This window comes from Aeromicrobium sp., assembly GCF_014378035.1.
GTDB lineage: Bacteria > Actinomycetota > Actinomycetes > Propionibacteriales > Nocardioidaceae > Aeromicrobium.
Genome location: NZ_JACMOM010000291.1, coordinates 18935 through 39773 on the forward strand (window position 1 = coordinate 18935; position 20839 = coordinate 39773).

Annotated in this window: 22 protein-coding genes; 11 read left to right on the forward strand and 11 right to left on the reverse strand. The window is 67.6% G+C overall.

Translation table 11 applies throughout. From position 1 onward, the window contains the following. Positions 1-17 precede the first annotated feature (17 nt). Both H7290_RS15080 and H7290_RS15085 read right to left on the reverse strand, forming a co-directional pair. Entirely contained in the window at positions 18-512 is a 495-nt protein-coding gene (locus H7290_RS15080; RefSeq protein WP_290514839.1) for a DUF1003 domain-containing protein, read from the reverse strand. Further along, entirely contained in the window at positions 505-1785 is a 1281-nt protein-coding gene (locus tag H7290_RS15085) for a CBS domain-containing protein (protein WP_290514840.1), read from the reverse strand. Before H7290_RS15085 ends, H7290_RS15080 begins: the two co-directional genes overlap by 8 nt. A 90-nt stretch (positions 1786-1875) precedes the next feature. Here H7290_RS15085 and H7290_RS15090 point away from each other — a divergent pair, with 90 nt between their 5' ends. Continuing rightward, a complete protein-coding gene (locus H7290_RS15090; protein WP_290514841.1) occupies positions 1876-3411 on the forward strand; it encodes an OFA family MFS transporter in 1536 nt (511 codons plus the stop codon). A 38-nt stretch (positions 3412-3449) separates the two neighbouring features. Here the strand turns inward: H7290_RS15090 and H7290_RS15095 are convergent, their stop codons facing one another. From H7290_RS15095 to H7290_RS15105, 3 genes are all read right to left on the reverse strand, one after another. Further along, entirely contained in the window at positions 3450-5804 is a 2355-nt protein-coding gene (locus tag H7290_RS15095) for an FdhF/YdeP family oxidoreductase (RefSeq protein WP_290514842.1), read from the reverse strand. Between the two features lie 69 nt (positions 5805-5873). After that, the gene (locus H7290_RS15100) at positions 5874-6257 is read right to left on the reverse strand and encodes a hypothetical protein (protein ID WP_290514843.1); all 384 of its coding nucleotides are present in this window, start codon (positions 6255-6257) and stop codon (positions 5874-5876) included. Positions 6258-6325: 68 nt separating this feature from the next. After that, positions 6326-7390 carry an alpha/beta hydrolase fold domain-containing protein gene (locus H7290_RS15105; protein ID WP_290514844.1) on the reverse strand — a complete coding sequence of 355 codons (1065 nt, stop codon included), beginning with the start codon at positions 7388-7390 and terminating at the stop codon, positions 6326-6328. A gap of 119 nt (positions 7391-7509) precedes the next feature. Here H7290_RS15105 and H7290_RS15110 point away from each other — a divergent pair, with 119 nt between their 5' ends. The 7 genes from H7290_RS15110 to H7290_RS15140 all read left to right on the forward strand — a co-directional run bounded on the left by H7290_RS15110 (position 7510) and on the right by H7290_RS15140 (position 13740). After that, the gene (locus tag H7290_RS15110) at positions 7510-8886 is read left to right on the forward strand and encodes a wax ester/triacylglycerol synthase family O-acyltransferase (protein WP_290514845.1); all 1377 of its coding nucleotides are present in this window, start codon (positions 7510-7512) and stop codon (positions 8884-8886) included. Between the two features lie 128 nt (positions 8887-9014). After that, on the forward strand, positions 9015-9887 hold the full coding sequence (locus tag H7290_RS15115) for a DMT family transporter (protein ID WP_290514846.1): 873 nt from the start codon (positions 9015-9017) through the stop codon (positions 9885-9887). A gap of 92 nt (positions 9888-9979) precedes the next feature. Beyond that, positions 9980-11173 carry an acyl-CoA dehydrogenase family protein gene (locus H7290_RS15120; protein WP_290514847.1) on the forward strand — a complete coding sequence of 398 codons (1194 nt, stop codon included), beginning with the start codon at positions 9980-9982 and terminating at the stop codon, positions 11171-11173. A gap of 43 nt (positions 11174-11216) precedes the next feature. Beyond that, positions 11217-11696: a general stress protein gene (locus tag H7290_RS15125; RefSeq protein WP_290514848.1), complete on the forward strand. Its 480-nt coding sequence runs from the start codon at positions 11217-11219 to the stop codon at positions 11694-11696. Positions 11697-11767: 71 nt separating this feature from the next. Continuing rightward, positions 11768-12298, forward strand: coding sequence for a MaoC family dehydratase (locus H7290_RS15130; RefSeq protein WP_290514849.1), 531 nt, complete (start codon positions 11768-11770; stop codon positions 12296-12298). Continuing rightward, a complete protein-coding gene (locus tag H7290_RS15135; RefSeq protein WP_290514850.1) occupies positions 12295-12900 on the forward strand; it encodes a histidine phosphatase family protein in 606 nt (201 codons plus the stop codon). The genes H7290_RS15130 and H7290_RS15135 overlap by 4 nt, the downstream gene beginning before the upstream one ends. A 9-nt stretch (positions 12901-12909) precedes the next feature. After that, positions 12910-13740, forward strand: coding sequence for a PHP domain-containing protein (locus tag H7290_RS15140; protein WP_290514851.1), 831 nt, complete (start codon positions 12910-12912; stop codon positions 13738-13740). A 110-nt stretch (positions 13741-13850) separates the two neighbouring features. Here H7290_RS15140 and H7290_RS15145 read toward each other — a convergent pair whose 3' ends face one another. The 4 genes from H7290_RS15145 to H7290_RS15160 are packed head-to-tail and all read right to left on the reverse strand — an operon-like array spanning position 13851 to position 16787. Then, a complete protein-coding gene (locus H7290_RS15145; RefSeq protein WP_290514852.1) occupies positions 13851-14579 on the reverse strand; it encodes an FAD-binding oxidoreductase in 729 nt (242 codons plus the stop codon). Beyond that, entirely contained in the window at positions 14576-15190 is a 615-nt protein-coding gene (locus H7290_RS15150; protein ID WP_290514853.1) for a sulfite oxidase-like oxidoreductase, read from the reverse strand. The genes H7290_RS15145 and H7290_RS15150 overlap by 4 nt, the downstream gene beginning before the upstream one ends. Next, entirely contained in the window at positions 15190-16029 is an 840-nt protein-coding gene (locus H7290_RS15155) for an alpha/beta hydrolase (protein WP_290514854.1), read from the reverse strand. The genes H7290_RS15150 and H7290_RS15155 overlap by 1 nt, the downstream gene beginning before the upstream one ends. Further along, positions 16029-16787: an SDR family NAD(P)-dependent oxidoreductase gene (locus tag H7290_RS15160; RefSeq protein WP_290514855.1), complete on the reverse strand. Its 759-nt coding sequence runs from the start codon at positions 16785-16787 to the stop codon at positions 16029-16031. Before H7290_RS15160 ends, H7290_RS15155 begins: the two co-directional genes overlap by 1 nt. A gap of 81 nt (positions 16788-16868) precedes the next feature. Here H7290_RS15160 and H7290_RS15165 point away from each other — a divergent pair, with 81 nt between their 5' ends. Further along, positions 16869-17645 (forward strand): ParA family protein, encoded by a 777-nt coding sequence (locus H7290_RS15165; protein WP_290514856.1) that lies wholly within the window; start codon positions 16869-16871, stop codon positions 17643-17645. 158 nt (positions 17646-17803) lie between these two features. On the opposite strand, the gene H7290_RS15170 is transcribed toward H7290_RS15165, so the two are convergent. Beyond that, on the reverse strand, positions 17804-18121 hold the full coding sequence (locus H7290_RS15170; RefSeq protein ID WP_290514857.1) for a hypothetical protein: 318 nt from the start codon (positions 18119-18121) through the stop codon (positions 17804-17806). Between H7290_RS15170 and H7290_RS15175 the strand changes: the two genes are divergently transcribed. Continuing rightward, a complete protein-coding gene (locus H7290_RS15175; RefSeq protein ID WP_290514858.1) occupies positions 18120-18545 on the forward strand; it encodes a L,D-transpeptidase in 426 nt (141 codons plus the stop codon). The genes H7290_RS15170 and H7290_RS15175 overlap by 2 nt on opposite strands. Before the next feature lie 43 nt (positions 18546-18588). On the opposite strand, the gene H7290_RS15180 is transcribed toward H7290_RS15175, so the two are convergent. After that, positions 18589-20025 carry a DEAD/DEAH box helicase gene (locus H7290_RS15180; RefSeq protein ID WP_290514859.1) on the reverse strand — a complete coding sequence of 479 codons (1437 nt, stop codon included), beginning with the start codon at positions 20023-20025 and terminating at the stop codon, positions 18589-18591. Positions 20026-20138: 113 nt separating this feature from the next. Here H7290_RS15180 and H7290_RS15185 point away from each other — a divergent pair, with 113 nt between their 5' ends. Continuing rightward, positions 20139-20837 (forward strand): ferritin-like fold-containing protein, encoded by a 699-nt coding sequence (locus tag H7290_RS15185; protein ID WP_290514860.1) that lies wholly within the window; start codon positions 20139-20141, stop codon positions 20835-20837. Positions 20838-20839: the final 2 nt, after the last annotated feature.

The window sequence follows — 20839 nt, forward strand, 5'->3', positions numbered from 1 at the left end:
CACCGCCGAGGGGGGGGTCAGGTCTTGTCGGAGTCGGGGTTCAGCTCCTGAACGAGGTTGCGGAGCTCGGAACGGATGAAGTCGCGCGTGGCGACCTCGCCGAGGCCCATGCGCAGGCTCGCCACTTCGCGGGAGAGGAACTCCATGTCGGCATTGGCCTGCGCGGTGGCGTCGCGTTCCTGCTCCTGCGTGACCCGGTCGCGGGCTTCCTGCCGGTTCTGCGCGAGCAGGATGAGCGGCGCGGCGTACGAGGCCTGGAGCGACAGGATCAGCGTGAGGAAGATGAATGGATAGGCGTCCCAACGCGGCCGGTCCGGGCCAAAGGATGCGTTCCAACCGACCCAGATCACGACGAAGACCGTCATCCACGCGATGAACGTGGCCGTGCCCAGGAATCGAGCGGTGGACTCAGCGAATCGTCCGAACCGTTCGGGGTCGGGCTCCCGCCGGGGACGGGTGCGGATGCCGCGCCGGACCTCGCGCGGCTGGTCGAGGCGTGCGCGTTCAGCCATGGGCGACCACCCCCGCCGTGTCGTCTCCCGGCTGCTGTTCCCTGTCCTGCTCGCGCCAGCCCTCAGGAAGCAGGTGGTCGAGCACGTCGTCGATGGTCACCGCCCCAAGGAGGTGGGCGTTCTCGTCGACGACCGGCAGCGCCACCATGTTGTAGGCGGCGAGCAGGTTGGCCACGTGCTCGAGGCTCGCGTCGGGACGAGGCCAGTCGATGTCGTTGTCGACGATCGTGCCGACCAAGGTCGAGGGCGGTTCGCGCAGCAACGCCTGGAAGTGCACGACACCCAAGAACTTGCCGGTCGGCGTCTCGAGCGGCGAGCGGCACACGTAGACCATGGAGGCCAGCGCCGGAATGATCTCGGGCTCCCGCACGCGGGCGAGAGCCTCCGCCAGCGTTGCATCGGCGGACAGCACGATCGGCTCGGTGGTCATCATGCCGCCGGCGGTGCGCTCTTCGTAGGTGAGAAGCCGGCGGACGTCCTCGGCGTCCTCGGGCTCCATCAGGGCGAGCAGCTGTTCGGCGGTGGCCGGTGGCAGCTCGGCGAGCAGGTCGGCAGCGTCGTCAGGATTCATCTCCTCGAGGACGTCGGCGGCGCGGTCGGGGTCGAGCACCCCGAGGATCTCGACCTGGTTCTTCTCCGGCAGCTCCTCGAGGACGTCGGCCAGACGCTCGTCGTCGAGCTCGGTGACGACCTCCATGCGACGCTTCGGGGTGAGGTCGCGCAGCGCGTTGGCGAGGTCGGCAGCCCGCATCTCGTCCATCGTGGCAAGCAGGTGGGTGGCGCCCTGGCCTGTCTCCTCGGACGTGAGACCCGTGACCTGGTCCCACTCGAGCACCTGGTGTGGTCCGCGACGTCCGAAGCGCTTGCCGCCGCCCTGCACCGCGAGATCGCTGATGAACCAGTCGTGGCGCGGGTTCTGCTCCATGGCGAGGTCGTAGACCGTGCCGGGCGACCCGTCGGGCAGCGTCACGGTGCGATCCAGCAGCTCGTGGATGGCGAGGGTCTCTGTGCGTCGCTGCACGAACTTGCGAACGTTCAGGACGCCGGTGGTGATGATCTGGCCCGAGTCGAGCGAGGTGACGCGGGTGATCGGGAGGAAGACGCGGCGGCGTCCGAGCACTTCGACGACGATGCCCAGAACACGTGGTCGTTGGGTGGGCGAGCGCACGGCGACGACGACGTCGCGCAACTTTCCGACCTGGTCGCCCGCGGGATCGAAGACCGCCTGACCGACGATGCGGGACAGGAAGACACGGCTCGGGGTGACGCTCACGGTCGAACTCTACAGTCACATCCAGCGTGCAAACGGGACCTGATCGCCCTACCGTGAGACGTGAATCACACACCGTTTTCAAGGGGCAACATGACCATCGCACTACTCGACCGGCAGCACACCATCGCGAAGCCGGGGTTCAACCGCTGGCTCATCCCGCCGGCCGCGCTTGCCGTCCACCTGTGCATCGGACAGGTGTACGCGACCAGCGTCTACAAGACGTCGCTCGTCCAGAACTTCGACTCGAGCCTGACAAAGGTGGGCGTGATCTTCTCGATCGCCATCGTGATGCTCGGGGTGTCGGCCGCGATCTTCGGCACGTGGGTCGATTCGGGCGGACCACGCCGGGCAATGTTCACCGCGGCACTCTTCTGGGCGAGCGGATTCATGATCGGGGCGGCCGGTATCGCCACCGACCAGCTGTGGCTCGTCTACTTCGGCTACGGCTTCGTCGGCGGCATCGGCCTCGGCATCGGTTACATCTCGCCTGTGTCGACGCTGATCAAATGGTTCCCCGACCGACCCGGCCTGGCGACGGGCATGGCGATCATGGGCTTCGGCGGCGGCGCGATGATCGCGAGCCCGCTCTCCTCCAAGCTCCTCGGCATGTTCGACGACTCCTACGACACCGCCACCGGCATTGCCTCGGGATCGGCTGTCGCCAAGCTCTTCGTGACCCTCGGGGTCATCTATCTCGTCGTGATGTTGTTCGGCGCGTGGCTCATCAGGGTGCCTGCTGACGGCTGGAAGCCTCGCGGCTTCGACCCGTCGAAGGTCAAGGTCAAGGCGCTGGTGACCACCGGGAACGTGTCGGCCGCCAACGCCATCAAGACGCCGCAGTTCTGGATGTTGTGGGTCGTGCTGTTCTGCAACGTCACCGCCGGCATCGGCATCCTCGAGCAGGCCTCGCCGATGATTCAGGACTTCTTCCGCGAGGGCTCGACGTCGACGGTCACGGTTGCTTCGGCGGCCGGTTTCGTCGGTCTGTTGTCGCTGTTCAACCTGGCCGGACGCTTCCTGTGGTCAACGACCTCCGATGTCGTGGGCCGCAAGAACATCTATGTCGTGTACCTCGGCGTCGGTCTGATCCTCTACGTCGTCCTCGCCTACAAGGGGTCGACCTCGACAACACTGTTCGCACTGGTCGCCGGCGTCATCCTGAGCTTCTACGGCGGTGGTTTCGCGACCGCCCCGGCCTACCTCCGCGATCTGTTCGGGACGTACCAGGTCGGCGCCATCCACGGGCGTCTGCTCACCGCGTGGGCGGCCGCGGGCGTCGCTGGGCCGTTGATCGTCAACCGGATCCTGGACTCGAAGGGCACCCCCGGCAAGCTGACGGCGTCCGACTACCGTCCGGCGCTCCTCACGATGGTCGTGATCCTGGCTGTCGGTTTCGTTGCCAACCTGCTGATCCGTCCGGTTGCCGACCGCTTCCATGAGGAGGGGACGCCGACCGCCGGCACCTCGTCCGGCACCATGTCTGGCACTTCCTCGCAGGCCGTTGCCGAGCACGATGTCGAGCCGGTCAAGCTCGGAGCGCTGATGTTCGTCGCGTGGATCGTCGTGGGCATACCGCTGGCGTACGGGGTGTACGAGACGGTCGTGAAGGCGGCCAACCTGTTCTGACTCACGGACCTGGCGCCGTCAGGTGGCGAGAAGGCTGGTCAGGACAGGTGCTTCGGCTGGGGGTGCTTCTTGTGCTCGTCGTCGGCTCCCACGCCATCTTGACCGCCACCAGGCGCGGAACGACCTGTGCCGAGTGGTACGAGCTTGATGATGACTGACTTCGACGTCGGGGTGTTGCTCCCCGTCGCGGTCGAGTCCAGCGGCACCAACGGGTTGGTCTCGGGGTAGTAGGCAGCTGCCGACCCTCGAGGCGTGTCGTAGGCGACGATGCGGAAGTTCTCGGCAACCCGGTCGACGTCGTCGTCGTCCCACTTCGCCACCAGGTCGACGTGGTCGGCGTCGTGGAAGCCGAGGGCGGTGATGTCGTCCGGATGGACGAATACGACACGCCTCCCGTCCTTGATGCCGCGGTAACGGTCGCTCAGCCCGTAGATCGTGGTGTTGAACTGGTCGTGGCTGCGCAACGTCTGCAGCACGAGGTGGCCTTCCGGCACGTGCAGCACCTCCATCGGCACAGCCACGAACTCGGCCCTGCCCGACTTGGTCTTGAACGTCCGCGAGTCGCGTGGCGGGTGGGCGAGGACGAAACCGCCGGGCCGATCGACCTTGGCGGTGTAGTCCTCGCAACCGGCAACGACCCGCGAGATGTGGTCGCGGATGATGTCGTAGTCGTCGCGCATCGCAGCCCACCGGATGCCGTGGCGGTCACCGAGAGTCGCCTCGGCGATGCCTGCGACGATCGCGGTCTCGGAGCGAAGGTGCGGACTGGCGGGGTCGAGCGGGCCTCGTGACGCGTGCACGGCGCACACCGAGTCCTCGACCGAGACGAACTGCTCCTTGCCGCCGCGGATGTCCTGCTCGGTGCGTCCGAGGGTCGGCAGGATCAGCGCTGCCTCGCCGCAGACGAGGTGCGAGCGGTTGAGCTTGGTCGAGACCTGCACCGTCAGCGCCGCCCGACGCATGGCCTTGGACGTCACGTCGGTGTCGGGGGAGGCGTGGACGAAGTTGCCGCCGAGCCCCATGAAGAAGGAGGCTTTGCCGTCGCGAAGCGCACGGATCGAGTCGACGGTGTCGAGACCGTGCTCGCGCGGCGGGTCGAATCCGAACTCCTTCTGCATGGCGTCGAGGAAGTGCGCGGGCGGTCGCTCCCAGATGCCCATCGTCCTGTCGCCCTGCACGTTGGAGTGACCGCGGATGGGGAACAGCCCGGCACCGATCTTGCCGATGTCGCCGCGCGCGAAGGCCAGGTTGCAGACCTCCTTGATCGTGGCGACGGAGTTGCGGTGCTGCGTCAGGCCCATCGCCCAGCAGTAGACCGTCTTGCTCGAGCCGCGGATCATCTCAGCGGCCTCGGTGATCAGTGCGCGGCTCAGGCCAGTGGCCTTCTCGACCTGCGCCCAGTCGACGTCGCTGACGTGCCTGGCCCACTCCTCGAAGCCGGTGGTGTGCGTGTCGATGAAGTCGTGGTCGAGGGCGTCCCACTCCACGAAGAGCGAGCCGAGAGCCTGGAACAGTGCGAGGTCGCCGTTGAGCTTGATCGGCAGGTGCAGGTCGGCGATGTCGGTGCCCTTGCCGACGATGCCGCGGGGCAGCTGGGGGTTGCGGAAGTTGTGCAGCCCGGCCTCGCGCAACGGGTTGACGGCGATGATCTTCGCGCCGCGACGCTTCGCGATCTCGAGCGCCGACAGCATGCGGGGATGGTTCGTGCCGGGGTTCTGTCCCGCAATCAGGATGACGTCAGCCTCGTAGATGTCGCGCATCGTGATGCTGGCCTTGCCGATGCCGATCGACTCCTGCAGGGCAATGCTCGTTGACTCATGGCACATGTTCGAGCAGTCGGGCATGTTGTTGGTGCCGAACGCGCGGACGAACAGCTGGTAGGCGAACGCCGACTCGTTCGAGGCGCGACCGGACGTGTAGAAGATCGCCTCGTCGGGGGAGTCGAGGCCGTTGAGATGCTCCGCGATCATTGCGAAGGCGTCGTCCCACTCGATCTCCTCGTAGTGCGTGCCACCGGGACGCTTGACGAGCGGGTGCGTGATGCGGCCCTGCTGGCCGAGCCAGTACTCGTCGTGCGCCTCGAGCTCGGCAATGCTGTAACGGGCGAAGAATGCCGGTGTGGCGCGCTTCTTGGTGGCCTCCTCGGCCACGGCCTTGGCACCGTTCTCGCAGAACTCCGCGGTCTGACGGTTCTCGGGGTCCGGATCGGGCCAGGCGCACGACATGCAGTCGAAGCCATCGGCCTGGTTGAGCTTGAGCAGCGTCTTGGCGGTGTTCTTCACGCCCATCTGCGTGATGGCACGCTTCATGGACACCCCTACGGCGGTGACGCCTGCCGCAGCGTTCTTGGGCTCGTGCACCTCGAGCTCGCGTTCGTCCGTGTTCTTGGCCATTATCCGATTCTCCTCGTCATCCCTCATTCTTGCCCGGTCGGGCGCCGGACGCATTTTGCGGCGGCCCACTCAGGAGGAGAGCAGGGGTGCGGTGTGGCCGATGCTGCTGTCGATGGCGCCCGCCACCGTCACCTGACCGGTGGGCACCAGGCGAATGACGATGCACTCGCGACTCCATCTCTCGACGGCATGGTCCTTGTCGCCGAGGTTGAGGCGTCCCGTCCTGAGCGCCGTCGTGACGGAGTCCCAGTGCTCCGAGCCCGGGGCGACGACCTCCACAAGTGCTTCCGCCTCGGCGACGAGGGCTCGGGTCGACTTGCTGCGCAGCATCAGCGTGACAACGTGCTGGTCGGTGATACCGGGCAGTGGCTGCTCGGTGCCACCCGTGACCAAGCACACCGCGTCGCCGACCCACTCGTGCCACAGGGGCTGGGTGTGGCCGGCGTACGACACCCAGACGAGGCCGGACTTCTTGGCAAGCTCGGCGATCAGGGCAGTGGCGGCGTCACCGCCGGATCCGTTCAGAGCTGGGCTGCCGTGACGTTGGTTGCCCGGGGGCGGTGTGACGACCGAGCCGGCGCGGCGACCGGCGGCGTGGCCGCAGCCTCCCGCGCAGCAAGACCGCGGACGAACGACCCGATCTCCTCGATGGCCGCGCGGGCCTCGGGCACCCATGCGGCCGCGGCCTGGAAGACGTGCACCTGGCGATCCCACACCTGCAGCTCGCACGCGACGCCGGCGGCGACGAGGCGGTTGGCCATCAGCTCGGCGTCGGCCATCAGCACCTCGCGCGAACCGACGTGGATCAGTGCCGGGGGCATGTCGGCCAATGGCATGTTGACCGGGCAGACGCGGGTGCCCTCGACGCCACGGCGGGTGTCCATGCGCAGCGAGACGTCAGTGAGCTTGGCGAGCGCGTGGATCGGGAACGTCTGGCAACGGTCGGCGTTGCGGTGCTCCTGCTTGTTGGTGGAGTCGAAGTCGAGCAGCGGTGAGATGGCCACGACGCCGGCGGGCTGTCCCCAGTGCTTGTCCATGACGGCACGCGCGACGCTGAAGGCGAGGTAGCCCCCGGCCGAATCGCCCGCAATGGTGATGTTCTCGGGACGATAGCCCTGGTCGAGGAGCCAGCGGAATGCATCGACGCCGTCAGCGACCGACTCGGAGATCGGCTCGTACGGCATCTGGCGGTAGCCGACGTTCAGGACGGGCTGCTTCGCGGCGAACGAGATGCGCGAGACCAGGCGGCGGTGGGTGTTGAGGCCGCAGGTGAGGAATGCGCCCCCGTGGAAGTACAGGATCGCGCCGTCGTTGCCACCGTGGATGTCGGAGACGCCCTTGGCCTGCAGCCACTCGCTGGAGGAGGTTGCGAGCTCGATCGAGCGCCACATCGTGCCCTCGTGGACAGGCAGCAGCCGAGCCGCATGCTCGATGACGTTGGGAGGAAAGATGTCAAAGGGCAGGTGCGCCCAGGCACCGAGCAGCGGCCGCACGGTGTGACGGAGGCCGAAACCCAGAAGACGCGACTGGATGCTCGCGCCGCGGAAGTACCGCGGCTCGGCGGCCAGTGTCAGGTGTGACGCCATGGTGGTCCCCTCCTTGCACGGTGCGACGATCATTTGCCAGTGTTTCACCTAGAGTGACGTGCGCCACATGTGGGCGTTAGCGTACTGCCAGCATCCCCCCAGCGCTGAAGGAATTGCCGATGTCGTTCATGCCACCCACGGACTCGATGTTCTTGCTCGCCGAGTCCCGGGAGCATCCGATGCATGTCGGTGGCCTCCAGCTGTTCGTCCCGCCCGAGGGTGTGGGGCCCGAGTTCGTGCGCGACATGATCCAGGCGTTCCGTCACACAGACAATGTCTCGCCGCTGTTCCGCAGGCGTCCGGCCGATCCGGTCGGGTCGCTCGGCAACACGTGGTGGAAGACCGACGAGACGATCGACTACGACCACCACGTGAGGCACTCGGCCGTGCCGCAGCCCGGTCGCATCCGCGAGCTGCTCCAGCTGACGTCGCGCTGGCACGGCTCTCTGCTCGACCGCCATCGGCCGCTGTGGGAGGCCCACATCGTCGAAGGGCTCGCAGACGGGCGCGTCGCGGTCTACACCAAGGTGCACCACTCGATGGTCGACGGAGTGTCGGCCCTGCGGCTGATGCAGCGAGCGCTCAGCGAAGACCCGGAGGCACGCGACTGCGTCCCCCCGTGGGCGCTGCCGTCGGCGAAGACGGCGGGTGGTGGCGGCGGTTTCGACCCGTGGGGCCTGATCCGCGCCGGAGCCGGTGCCGCGGGAGACATCGCGGGTCTCGTGCCGGCGTCGTTCAAGATCGCCAACCAGATCATCCGCGATGGTGACATCACGCTGCCCCGGGCGCCCAAGACGATTCTCAACGGTCCGGTCGGCGGCGCGCGTCGCTTCGCCGCTCAGTCGTGGGAGATCGAGCGCATCCAGCGGGTCGCCAAGTCGTCGGCCACGACCCTCAACGACGTCGTGCTGGCGATGGTGTCCGGGGCCCTGCGCGCGTACCTCCTGGAGCAGCACGCGCTTCCCGATGAACCGATGACGGCGATGGTGCCGGTGTCACTCGCTCTGCGCGCAGAGTCAGCCGGCACCGAGAGCGGCGGGGGCAACTCGGTCGGAGCGATCGTGGTCAACCTCGCCACCGACCGCGAGAGCGGACCGACTCGTCTGGAGGAGATCGCCTACTCCTCGCGGCAGGCCAAGAAGATCATGGGAGACCTGTCGCCGACGCAGATCCTGGCCTTCTCCGCGCTGCAGATGCTGCCCATCGCGCTGACGCCGGTGCCCGGCTTCGTCCGGTTCACCCGCCCGCCGTTCAACGTCGTCGTGTCGAACGTGCCGGGGCCGAAAAAACCGATGTACTTCAACGGCTCCCGCCTCGACGGCATGTACCCGGTCTCGATCGTGCTCGACGGACAGGCCCTCAACATCACTCTCACCAGCCGTGACAAGTACCTCGACTTCGGTTTGATTGGCTGTCGCCGCAGCGTCCCGCACCTGCAACGGCTGCTGATCCACCTCGAGTCCTCGTTGGCCGAGCTCGAGACCGCCTGGGGCTGACCCCTCCCAGCGTCCGCGCTCCAGCGCCCCCGCTGGCAGGGACGCTCTTGAGGAAATGCGCCGCGCGTCGCCACAAGAGCGTCACTCCCAGCGCGGACGGGAGGTTTGACGACCGGCACACTGTCGGGGTGAACGCCTTCCTTGCCGTCGTGGCCATCCTCGGCGTCTCGGCCTCGGGGCCGCTGATGGCCGGCACGGCCGCCCCTGCCCTGGCCATCGCGTTCTGGCGCAATGCCGCCGGGACCCTGGTGCTCGCTCCGTTCGCACTGACCCGCAACCGCGGCGAGCTGTTTACCCAGACGCGGCGCGGCTGGCTCACGACTGCTTTCGCAGGGGCCATGTTGGCCGCACACTTTGCCACCTGGGTCAGCGCGCTCAAGCTCACCACTGTCGCGGCCGCCACTGCGCTGGTGACGACGCAGCTCGTGTGGGTCGTGCTCATCGACCGGCTGCGCGGCATCCGCACGACGCGATCCGTGCTGCTCGGGATGGCGCTCTCGGTCGCAGGGGTTTTCGTCATCTCCGGGGTCGATTTCACCATCTCGACCCGTGCCCTGACGGGTGACCTCCTGGCGATTGCCGGAGGACTGTTCGCGGCGCTCTACCTGATGGCAGGCAGCGAGATCCGCGAGTCGTGGTCGACGACGGCCTACACATTCACCTGCTACGGCGTCTGCGCAGTCCTGCTGGCCCTGGTGTGCCTCGTCGGCGGCGTCGGGCTCGGCGGGTTCTCGACGAAGACGTGGCTGCTCATCGCCGCCGTGACGGTCAGCGCCCAGCTGTTGGGCCACTCACTGCTCAACCACCTGCTCGCCGTGATGAGCCCCGGTCTGATTTCCCTCCTGCTGCTCCTCGAGGTGCCGGGCGCGGCCCTGCTGGCCGGAATCTTCCTCGACCAGACCCCGCCAGCGGGCATCTACCTCGGCCTCGCGCTGATCCTGTCCGGGCTGGTCGTGGTCGTGGTTCGACGCCCGGCACCGGACGTCGTCCTCGCGGAGTGAGAGGTCGGTCACCAGGGCCTCGACAAGACGTCGTGGTTACCTCTCGGTAGAGTCAGGAGGTCACCCCCGCAGCAACCGTTGAGGAGCCCATGATGGGTCGTCTTGTTTCCACCGAAGGCTTGACCGACATCCAGGAAGAGATCCTGAAGACGGTCCGCACGTTCGTCGAGAAGGAGATTCTTCCGGTCGCGACGGAGCTCGAGCACAAGGACGAGTACCCGACTGACATCGTCGAGGGCCTCAAGGACCTCGGCATCTTCGGCATCATGATCCCCGAGGAGTACGGGGGTCTGGGCGAGTCTCTCCTCACGTACGTGCTCGTGGTCGAGGAGATCGCTCGCGGCTGGATGAGCGTGTCGGGCGTCATCAACACGCACTTCATCGTGGCCTACATGCTGATGCACCACGGCACGGAGGAGCAGAAGCAGAAGTATCTCCCCAAGATGGCCACCGGCGAGATCCGCGGCTCGTTCTCGATGTCGGAGCCGTCACTGGGATCTGACGTTGCCGCCATCAAGACCAAGGCGGTCAAGGGCGACGACGGTGACTACACGATCAACGGCCAGAAGATGTGGCTGACCAACGGTGGCTCGTCCAACCTGGTCGCCGTGCTGGTCAAGACCGACGAGGGCAACGACTCGGTCTACAAGAACATGACGGCGTTCCTGGTGGACAAGGAGGTCGGCTTCGGCGAGACCGCCCAGGGGGTCACCATCCCCGGCAAGATCGAGAAGATGGGCTACAAGGGTGTCGACACCACCGAGCTGATCTTCGAGGGCGCCAAGATCTCGGCCGACCAGATCCTGGGTGGCGAGCCGGGCAAGGGCTTCTACCAGATGATGGACGGCGTCGAGGTGGGTCGCGTCAACGTCGCCGCCCGTGCCGTCGGCGTGGCCAACCGCGCCTTCGAGCTCGGCATCGCCTACGCGCAGCAGCGCGAGACGTTCGGCAAGAAGATCGCCGAGCACCAGGCCATCCTGTTCCGTCTGGCCGAGATGGGCACCAAGGTCGAGACCGCTCACGCCATGGTCGTCAAGGCTGCACGGCTCAAGGATTCCGGCGTGCGCAATGACGTCGAGGCCGGCATGGCCAAGTACATCGCCGCGGAGTTCTGCAACGAGGTCGTGGCCGACTCGTTCCGCATCCACGGCGGCTACGGCTACTCCAAGGAGTACGAGATCGAGCGCCTCTACCGCGAGGCCGCGTTCCTCCTGATCGGTGAGGGCACAGCTGACATCCAGAAGATGATCATCGGTCGTAGCCTGCTCAAGGACTACAAGCTCTGAGTTGTCGACACGGCGCCGGGGAGGTGCGGGATAGGGTCGAGGCATGGCAGAGATCTTCTCGTTGGAATACCCGCAGTCGCTCGGCGTCTTCGACAAGTATGCGCAGGCGCAGAAGGCCGTCGACTACCTGTCGGACAATGACTTTCCCGTGCAGAACGTCCTGATCGTCGGCACCGAGCTCAAGCAGATCGAGCGTGTCACGGGTCGTCTCACGAATGGCCGGGTCGCTGCGGCGGGCGCCATGTCGGGCCTGTGGATGGGCCTGTTCATCGGCATCTTGTTCGGCCTCTTCGCCGAGGAGAACGCCTGGCTGTCGACGGTCCTGAGCACGATGGCCATCGGGCTGGTGTTCGGCGTGGTGTGGTCACTGGTCGGCTACGCCGCCACGCGCGGCCAGCGCGACTTCAGCTCGGTGCAGAAGGTGGTCGCGACGAAGTACGAGGTGCTGGTCGAGCACAAGCACCTCGCCGCCGGCCAGGACATGCTCGCCACGATGCCCGGTGAGGGCCCTCTCGTCAGCTGACCCTCGAAGCCGGCCGGGGTTCGCGTCGGACATGATGGTGGGCGATCAACCCCGCCTCCCGAGGAGCCCCCATGCAGTTCGGTCGTAGCTACGAAGAGTTCGAGGTCGGCGCCACCTACAAGCACTGGCCCGGCAAGACCGTCACCGAGTACGACGACCATCTCTTCTGCTTGCTGACGATGAACCACCACCCCCTTCACCTCGACGCGAACTACGCCGAGAAGACCACCCAGTTCGGCAAGAACGTCGTGGTCGGCAACTACGTCTACTCGATCCTGCTCGGCATGAGCGTCGCCGACGTCTCCGGCAAGGCCATCGCGAACCCCGAGGTCGAGTCGCTGCGCCACGTCGCCCCCACGTTCCACGGCGACACCCTCTACGGCGAGACCACGGTGCTCGAGAAGACCGAGAGCAGGAGCAAGGACGACCGGGGCATCGTCTACGTCGAGACGATCGGGTACAACCAGGACGGGACGATCGTCTGCGTCTTCCGTCGTAAGGTCATGGTCCCCAAGGACAGCTACCTGACCGAGCGTGGCGGGGAGCAGCCGGGCCGACCGGTGCCGGTGCCGGACAAGAACTGGGCCGGCCCGCAGGCATGAGCCCGGCGGGGACAGCAGCCGCTTCAAGAGATGGCGACGAGCTGTGGATCGTCCGCCACGGCGAGACTGAGTGGAGTGCGCGCGGGCAGCACACGTCGACCACCGACCTCGCGCTGACGGTCGACGGTGAGACGTCGGCGCGGTCGCTCACCGAGCGCCTCGCCCGCGTCGACTTCGTCCAGGTCCTGACGAGTCCGCGGCGTAGGGCGCGCGACACCGCCGCACTCGCCGGCTTCCCCGAGGCTGAGCCCGACGACGATCTTGCCGAGTGGGCCTACGGTGACTACGAGGGGTTGACGACCCCCGAGATCAGGGAGACCGTGCCCGGCTGGTCAGTCTGGACGCACCCCAGCCCGGGAGGCGAGACGGCGGACCAGATTGGCGCCAGGCTCGACCGGATCGTGACCCGAGCGAGGGCCGAGGACGGCAAGACCCTCGTGTTCGCGCACGGTCACTCGCTGCGAGTGCTTGCAGCGCGGTGGCTCGGGCTGCCGGTGCCGGACGGCAGGATCTTCCTCCTCGACACCGCGACGATCTCCGTTCTCGCGGTCGACAGGGGGACGCCCGTCATCCGTCTCTGGAACGCCACGTCGACCGACTAGCCTGATCGCGTGCGTATCGACCTCCACACCCACTCCAACCGCTCGGATGGCACCGACAGCCCGTCCGAGCTGGTCTCCAAGGCCGTGTCCGCGGGACTCGACGTGGTGGCTCTCACCGATCACGACTCCACTGCCGGGTGGGAGGAGGCCGAGCAGGCGGCGATGGACGTCGGGCGCATCGAGCTGGTGCGGGGCATCGAAGTGTCGACCAAGCTCGACGGCAAGAGCATCCACCTTCTCGGTTACGAGTTCGACCCCACCGACGTGCCGCTGCTCGCCGAGCTCGACCGGGTGCTCACGGGGCGCAACAGCAGGCTTCCCGGGATCATCGCCAACCTCAACGCGATCGGCATCGACATCACGGCCGCCGAGGTCGACGCGAAGGCCAGCAACGCCAAGGCATCGGGTCGTCCGCACGTGGCCGACGTCCTGGTCGACAAGCGGGTGGTCGTTGACCGCGACGAGGCGTTCGACCTCTACCTCATGCCCGGACGTCCGGGCTATGTGCACCGCTACGCCGCAGACCTGCCCGACACCATCAGGCTCCTGAAGGCCGCCGGTGGCAAGACGGTGCTGGCGCACCCGTGGTCGCGCGGGAGTGATCGGGTGTTGACCCCGGCCCGCATCGCGGAGCTCGCTGACCTCGGGCTCGACGGTCTCGAGGTCGACCACAACGACCACGGGCTCGAGGCCCGTGCGCGCCTCGGCCAGCTGGCCCGCGAGCTCGGCCTCGTCCACACGGGCTCGAGCGACTACCACGGCACGGGCAAGTCGGCGAGGTTCAGCCTCGGATGCCACACCACCGCACGCGACCAGTTCGAGAGACTCCTCAGCCGCTGACCCCCACCATTCGGCGCGTGTCTCACCTGACGGTGACCAGATCTCGAGAAATCGAGTGCCCCGGGCGCCAATTCCTGATGAGGCGATCGCGTGGGGGCTAGGCGGAGGGGCTAGGCGGAGGGGCCGAACTGCTCCACGCGGACCGTGTCGCTGCGTACCCCCGCCTCACCGAGGATGCGTCCGACGAAGCTCACGAAGCCGACCGAACCGCAGACGTACGCCCGCTCGGTGCCGACGGCGAGCTCGGCCAGCTCGTCGGGGTAGATGTGCGCCGCGACGCGCTCGGTGCCGTCTGGTTGAGGCTGGTTCTCGCGGGTCAGCGCGATGAAGGCGCCATACTCCTCGAGCTCGTCGACGTACGGAAGCTTGGCACGGGTCTGCGCCGACGCGACAACCGTGAGCAGCGGGGTCGCACCGGTGCGCCGGGCGAACCGCATCATCGAGATGAACGGCACGACGCCCGAGCCGCCAGCGACGCAGATCGACGGCACCTGCCCGTCCCAGACGAACCATCCGCCGATGGGCCCGCGCAGCTCGAGCTCATCGCCCACGTCGGCGACGTCGTGCAGGAAGCCGGAAACCTCACCACGCGGCAGGCACTCGATCATCAGCTCGAGCAGTGGGTCGTCAGGATCGGAGGCGATCGAGTACGACCGTTGGGCGGTGTACCCGTCGGGTGCGCGCAGGCGGACGACGTAGTGCTGCCCCGGCAGGTGGGCGACCCGGTCGGCGACCTCCAGGCGGATCATGACGAGGGAGCCGGTTGGTCGCGAGATCTCGCGGACGATGCCGGTGGTCCAGCCGCCGGCCGGGGCGGCGGCGTCGGACGCTGTGGTCACGCGTCGCCCTGGTAGCGCTGCTCGAGCCACGGGTCACCGCGGTCGTGGTAGCCGTTGCGCTCCCAGAACCCCTGCTCGTCGTGGTCGAGCAGCTGGATCCGGGTGATCCACTTGGCCGACTTCCAGAAGTACAGGTGCGGAACCAGCATCCGCACAGGTCCGCCATGCTCGGCCGTGAGCGGTGAGCCGTCGAACTCCCACACGACCCATGCCTTGCCGTCGCGGACGTCGTCGATCGGCAGGTTGGTCGTGTAGCCGGTCGTTGACGTCGCCAGGACGTGCGTCGCCTCGGACTTCGGTTGCGCCAGGGCGAGCAGCGTGTCGACGCTGACCCCCGTGAACGTCGTGTCGAACTTGGACCAGGTCGTGACGCAGTGGATGTCACCGTGGTAGCTCGATGCGGGGAGGGCGTGGATGCCGCGCCAGTCCCAGGTGGTGGGAGTCTGCACCAAGCCGTCGACGGTGAGCGACCACGTGTCGATGTCGACGACCGGGGTGAGCTCGGCCGACAGGACCGGCCAGCCGCTGCCGGTGTCGTACTGCCCGGGCGCCAGACGGTCGTCGCCGCCGCGGCGGGCGCCACCGGTGAACCCGCGGGTGAAGCCCGGCATCAACGCTCCTGGGTGTGAGTGAGGAGGAAGGGGAGCCAGGCGTCCATCAGGCCCTGCGTGTTCTCGACGGCAGGGGAGTGCGCTGCGTCGGGAACAAGGTGAATCTCGGTACCGAGCAGGCGTGCCATGGAAGCCTGCAGGTCATGGGGCCACGCGTCGTCGTCAACCCCTCGACCCACCCAGCACGGCAGGCCGAGAGCCCCCACATCGTCGATGACGTCGGGGGCATCGAGCAGGAGAAGGGTCATGGCCTTCAGCGAGGCGGCGGAGTTGCTGGTGAAGCGGTGAGCGAGAAACCGGGTGATCTGTGCGGGTCGCTTGACACCTTGTTCGCGAAGCTGGTGGATCTGCAGCAGCGGGACCTTGCCGATCGCGGACGCGATGCGCCTGAGGGGACGGGTGGGCGTGTCACCGAGCGCGCCAGGACCACTGCACAGCAAGCTCAAGGAGGTCCACCACTCCCGGGAGTCGAGCACCGCGCGCTGCGCCACGAGCCCCCCGAAGGAGTGCCCGAGGAGGTGCGATACGGCGAAACGGGATGTGGCTCGCACCGCGAGCGCGTCGGCAGCGAAGCCGGCCAGGGAGTAATCGTCCTCGGCGGTGCCGGAGGTCTCGAACTGTCCGCGCTGGTCATATGCGGTCGCATCGAGCCCGGCCGCAGCCAGGAGGGGGAGGACTGGGGTGAGGTCTTCCTTGCTGCCGGTCCAGCCGGGCACCAGCAGGACGTGGCCCGAAGCGTCGTCGGCGCGGATGACGTGCGCGGCGAACGGTCCTCGCGACGTCTGGATCGTGGTGGCCTCGACGCCGGGAGGCAGCTCGAGGGACCGTGGGACGCTCATCAGCGGCCGCGCCTGGCGACCCGGGTCACCAAGGTCTTGGGGAGGTACTGGGCGAGGCCGGCGAGCACCTTGTAGCGGAGCGACGGGATGGAGACGGACTTGCGCTTGTCGAGATCCTTGAGAGAGGCCTTGACGACATTGTCGGCGTCGAGCCACATCCACCTGGGTACACCCGAGACGTCCATCTCACCCCGCTGGTGGAACTCGGTGCGCACGAAGCCCGGACAGAGGGCCTGCACCGAGATGTTGACGTCGGCGTAGTGGATGTTGGCCCAGCGCGAGATGTTGACGAGCCACGCCTTGTGCGCGGAGTAGGCCCCGCGGGGCGTGAATGCCGCGACGCTGGCGACATTGATGATCTGCCCGCCCTTGCGCCCGGCCATCGTCTTGATCGCCGCGTCCATCAGGTGCATCGGCGCGCGCACCAGGAGGTCGAGCTGGCCGTCCTCGGCGGCGACGTCCGTGGTGCCGAACCAGCCGGCCAGCGAGGCCCCGGCGTTGTTGACGAGGAGATCGACGGGTCGAGTCGTGTCGGTGACGACGTTGACCGCCGCTCGGACGCCCTCGGGAGCCGCGAGGTCGGCCGTGAGGACGTCGACGGTGACGTCGTGCTTGCTGCGGATCTGTGCCGCCACAGACTCCAGCCGGTCGGTCGTACGAGCCACGATGACCAGGTCGAAACCGCGCTTCGCGAGCTCCCTCGCGAACGCATTGCCGATCCCTGAGGTTGCCCCGGTCACCAGCGCGCGACGTGTCATGGCCCAAGCATGCCAAACAACCGGGGACGGGGGTCGGTCGGGCGAACAGGTGAACCGCAGGTCAATGGCACAATAGGCCCCGTGACGACGACGATTGCGGTGGCCAACCAAAAGGGCGGAGTCGCCAAGACGACCACCGTGGTGTCGCTCGGAGCAGCGCTCGCCGAGCTGAAGCAGCGGGTCCTGCTGGTCGACGTCGACCCACAGGGCAGCCTCACATTCTCACTCGGCATCGACCCCGAAGACCTCGAGATCACCATCGCCGAGGTGCTGCTGGGCACCGCGCGCCCCGACGACGCGATCGTCATCACCGATGATGGAATGCACCTGCTGCCCGCCAACATCACCCTCACCCAGGCCGAAGAGAGCCTCGTGGGTCGCACCGGTCGGGAGCAGCGCCTGCGCGTGGCGCTCGACAAGGTCGCCGACGACTACGACTGGATCCTGATCGACTGCCCGCCGACGCTCGGTGTGCTCACGGTCGGCGCCCTCTCGGCGGCGCAGAAGGTGCTCATCCCGCTGCAGGCCGAGACGCTGTCGCACCGGGGCGTGGGCCAGCTGCTCGACACGATCTATGACGTGCGCCAGTTCATCAACTCCTCGCTGGAGATCATGGGGGTGCTGCCCACGATGTATGACGGCCGCACCAAGCACGCCCAGAACGTCCTGCAGGCGATCCGCGACACGTACGACCTGCCGATCGTGACGCCGCCGATCCCCAAGACGATTCGGTTCGCCGAGGCGCCGGCGATCGGCCGATCGGTGTTGTCCACCGCCAAGAACCACAAGGGCGCCGAGGCCTACCGACAGGTGGCCGCCGGAATCCTGGCGGCCAGCGCGACGTCCCGAAAGAAGTAGCGGGCGCTGATCCGCGGCACGCCTCGCCTCGAACGCAATCTCGCCAGCGGAGTCGTTCACCTGCATCACCGTAGAACTGCCCGAACGCAATGGCGAGATCACCAGACGGTGGAGCGGTCGCCGTTAAGATGGCTGGCATGGCCAGGCACCGCCCGCTCCTAGAACAGGTCCGCAGTCGCGGCCGCATCGGTGTGCTCGCGCTGGCTTTCGGGGTCACGATCGCCGTGGGTGGCACGGCGATCGGCGCCCTGCCACAGCTGAAGGCCGACCGGGCGTGCGGGGCCGCGGCCGGCGGGGGGGGCCGGGGCGTCCCGCCCCCGGCCACAGCGGAAGGCCGCCCGGGCGCCGGCCGACACCGTGTCGGCCGCGAGTCCCGCCTCGATCGAGACGGCAACGCTCGACGCCATCGCAGTGCCCAGGGCGAAGCCCCAGGGCTCCACGCCCACGGAGGCGACAACATCACCGCGCGCTGCCATGAGCGCGACGAAGGTCGCTGCCCTCCCCGACGGCTCCGGCAGCGGCCGACGGATCGTGTTCGACCAGAGTGACCAGCGCGTGTGGCTCGTCGGCAGCGGCGGCGTCGTCAAGCGCACCTACCGGGTCTCGGGCAGCCGATTCGACAATCTGCGTCCGGGTATGTTCTCGGTGCAGTCGCGCAGCCGCCACGCTGTCTCGTACGACTACTCGGGCAGCCTCGAGTACTTCGTCCGATTCGCCACCGGCGTCTCCGCGCCGATCGGTTTCCACGCGGTGCCTCGCGACAACGCCGGCACCCTCGAGCAGACGAAGGCCCAGCTCGGCACACCGCTGTCGGCTGGCTGCGTCCGGCAATGGAGACCCGACGCGATAGCCCTGTGGGACTTCGCGCCGGTGGGCACCACCGTCGTCGTCACGGACTAGAACCACCGGCCTGCAAGGCCGCCATCAGCACGGCTGGGGGAGGTCAGTCGTTCTTGGCGACCGGGGCCCCGCCGCGTGAGCGTGTGCGGCTGCGGTTGCGACGCGGACGCTGTGCAGACTCGCTGCCCTTGTCGCCCGACCCGGCGCTGTTGCCGTCTCCACCGCCGGACTGCGCTGACTTCTGCTCGCCGCCACGGCCCGCACGGTCGCCGCCGCGGCCACCGCTGTTTCCGCTGCCGCCGCCGGAGCGGCCACGGCCTCCACGGTCGTCGTCCTTGCGGGGCTCGCGGGGTGATGCCGCCTTGGGCCGACCCTTGTCGTCGCGGCTGATGCCGAGGTCGTGGAACAGGTGGTCGGATGTCGAGTAGGTCTCCAGCGGCTCGTCGAACGGAAGGCCGAGAGCGGTGTTGATCATCTTCCAGCGCGCGAGGTCGGCCCAGTCGACGAACGTCACGGCGATGCCGGTGGCGCCCGCGCGGCCCGTGCGGCCGATGCGGTGGACGTAGGTCTTGTCGTCCTCGGGGCAGTTGTAGTTGATGACGTGCGAGATGCCGGCGACATCGATGCCGCGAGCCGCGACGTCGGTCGCGACGAGAATGTTGATCTTGCCCTCGCGGAATCGGGTGAGCGCCTTCTCGCGGGCAGGCTGCGCCATGTCCCCGTGCAGCGGAGACGCAGGGAATCCGCGGTCGATGAGCTCGTCGGCGACGCGCTGGGCGGTGCGCTTGGTCCGCGTGAACACCAGGACCTTGCCGACGTCGTCGGCCTGCAGGATGCGACCGACGATCTCGGCCTTGTCCATCTCATGTGCCTGCCAGACGAACTGTGCCGTGGCCGGCACCATCTGGGTGTCCTCGCCGGACTCGGCACGGATGTTCATGGGGTGGCGCATGTGCTTGCGGGCCAGCCCGACGATCGCGCCCGGCATGGTCGCCGAGAACAGCATCGTCTGGCGGGTCTCGGGCGTCTTGGCGAGGATCGACTCGACGTCGGGCAGGAAGCCCAGATCGAGCATCTCATCGGCCTCGTCGAGCACCAGCGACTTGACGTGCGAGAGGTCGAGCGCGCCGCGATTGGCCAGATCGAGCAGCCGACCGGGGGTGCCGACGACGATGTCGACTCCGGACTCGAGTGCGTCGAGCTGTGACTCGTAGGGGACGCCGCCGTAGATCGTGAGGTTGCGGGTGCCGCGTCGCTTGGAGGCGACGGCGATGTCACTGGCGACCTGGATCGCGAGCTCTCGGGTCGGCGCGACGATGAGGGCCTGCGGCTTGCCGGCGACGACCTGGTCGTAGTCGGCGTCGTGCGGGGCGACGGTGCGTTGGATGACCGGGATGCCGAAGGCAAGTGTCTTGCCGGTTCCGGTGCGCGCCTGACCGATGAGGTCAGTGCCCATCAGTGCCACGGAGAGGGTCATCTCCTGGATCGGGAACGGGTTCTCGATGCCAACGTCAATCAATGCGTCGGCGATCTCGGGCATGACGCCCAGATCTTTGAACGTAGTCAGGGTCTTCTCGAATTCTTCAGATTCGTGGATGTACCGGTCTCATTCTAACGTCTGCACCTGCCGCTCCCGCGCTACGCTGCGGAGTCATGGCTTCCAAGGGCAGATCCACACCATTCACCATCGACGATCCGGTCTACCGGACCGGGGTCATCGAGCTGCTCGGGTTGCTCGCCTACGGAGAGATGAGCGCCTTCGAGCGGCTCTCGGAGGATGCCAAGATGGCACCCGACCTGCCGACCAAGGTCGAGATCGTGGCGATGGCCACGGGCGAGTTCGGCCACTTCCTGCTTCTGCGCGACCGGTTGTCTGAGCTGGGCGAGGACCCGTACGAGTCGATGGCTCCGTTTGCTGCGACGTTCGAGCGTTTCCACCGGCAGACCGCGCCGTCCGACTGGCTGGAGGGACTCGTCAAGGCCTACGTCGGCGACGGCCTGGCCGCAGACTTCTACCGCGAGATCGCCGCCTACCTCGACGCGGAGACACGCGCCCTGGTGCTCGACACGCTGAGTGGTACCGGCAACTCCGACTTCGTGGTCGGCGCCGTGTGCGGCGCCATCGCTTCTGAGCCGCGGGTCGGCGGGAGGCTGGCGCTGTGGGGTCGCAGGTTGATGGGCGAGGCGCTGAGCCAGGCGCAGATGGTCGTCGCCGAACGCGACGCACTGAGCGTCGTGCTGGTCGGCGGTGTCGACCACCCGGGCATGGACCTCGCCGGCATCGGGCGGATGTTCACCCGCATCACCGAGGCCCATGCCAAACGCATGGCCAAGCTCGGCCTCGCCGCCTAACC